Origin of the sequence: Roseovarius sp. A-2, from assembly GCF_002072155.1 — a bacterium.
Lineage (GTDB): Bacteria > Pseudomonadota > Alphaproteobacteria > Rhodobacterales > Rhodobacteraceae > Roseovarius.
In genome coordinates this window covers 1-1,443 of sequence record NZ_BDIY01000080.1, presented here as the reverse complement: position 1 = coordinate 1,443, position 1,443 = coordinate 1, and the positions used below count along the sequence as shown (strand labels likewise).

General features: G+C 59.0%; 1 protein-coding gene. It reads right to left on the bottom strand.

Annotation, left to right across the window (positions count from 1 at the left end):
• Positions 1-22: 22 nt before the first annotated feature.
• Complete coding sequence (locus BHD06_RS22640) at positions 23-1,381, bottom strand: ISKra4 family transposase (RefSeq protein WP_080459192.1); 1,359 nt, start codon at positions 1,379-1,381, stop codon at positions 23-25.
• Positions 1,382-1,443: the final 62 nt, after the last annotated feature.

The following is a 1,443-nucleotide window of genomic DNA, read 5'->3' as shown; positions in this document are numbered from 1 at the left end:
GGGAGTGGGCAAAACTTGGGGGTCATGCGGCTGCTCTTTGGTAAGCGCAGGTTAGCCGACCGTCGAGAACGGCGGCGCGGACAACAGCCACGCGGTGGGCTCCATTGGGTGACCATCTCATGCGGCGGCGCTTGCCCATGCGGGTGTTCCCGATGTCGTCCACGCAGCCCTCTGCCCGGGATGAAGAGACCGGAAGACCTCTTCGATGTCGCTTACCGTAGTTCGTCAGATTGTCCATGTTGTTCGCAAGGTATGAATAGAGGTCTCGGCACCGAGCTTGCACTCGCCGAGCCGCTTCAGTCACCACGCGGTCATCTGTAACCAGCCGCGCGCAATCGACCATCAACCATTGCAGACTGGTCGTGGCCGTTAGAACTTTTCCATGCCAAAGGTACCGTCGCAGCGTTTCGGCCGGACGTTTGAACAGCACTGGAATGCCGGAGAAACCCCTGCTCTGCAGCAGGCCTTTTACGGCGTTCTCGACGTGCTGAATACGCATCGAGATATGCCACCAGTCGAGGATGTGGCGGACCTTTCCATCGACGGCATTCCGGACGAGGTTTGGCAGGGCTGGTTCCCCGTCCGAAATTACCGTGACGGTTTGTTCGTGATCCCAACCGAGAGCCTTCAAGTCCTGGCGAAGCTGGCTGGCAGGTGACAACACCGCCTGTTGCACCAAGCCGAAGCGACGGCACCTATCGTGGCTTTCGATTTTGCCGACCACAACATCGAGGTGTCGCTTCTGGTATTCCGGCCTGCATCGGATATGCGCACCGTCCAGGAAAACCGTCAGCGCAGGCGCCTCCTCGGCGGCTGAAGGAACCAACGGCTCAGTCTGCTCGCTGTCGCAGATTTCTCGGGCAACTTTGCCCAGTCGATTGCGCACCGATGTATTCACCTGCTTCGCGCAAGGCAGGAAGGTTTCCAGGATACGCGCCGCTTCCCGGAAGGAATGACGCGCCCCAAGTTCGGCCCGAAGGCGTCGCAGTTCCGGGGTCGATCGATCCGGAAAAAAGTGAGCGAGAGGCGAAAGCGGTCCGCCCAAGACAACATCGGATTTTGCATTGCAGGCGCAACGGCGAATGCGCGGCGCTTTGACCTCGAACCTGCCGAATAGTGTGTCGAGCACCCGCGACCGATAATCATGTATAGTCCGTACCCCGTCGCAGTCCGGACAGAACCGGCTGGCTTCGGAAATTTCCTCGATCTGGTCGCGCAGGATCACATTCTGCAATTGCCCCAGGATCGTCTTCGCATCTTCGAGCAACAACCCAAACCCCTCAGGCTGCGTGCGCCGAGATGGGCGGGATAGACGGCCGAGACGATGCCTCTTTATGGTTCCATTCTCGAAGGTCGTCTCGACAATAATCCGCACGTCCATGGTAGTTCCCCCCTCAATGAACCACTAGCATACACAGACACCCCCAAGTTTTGCCCACTCCC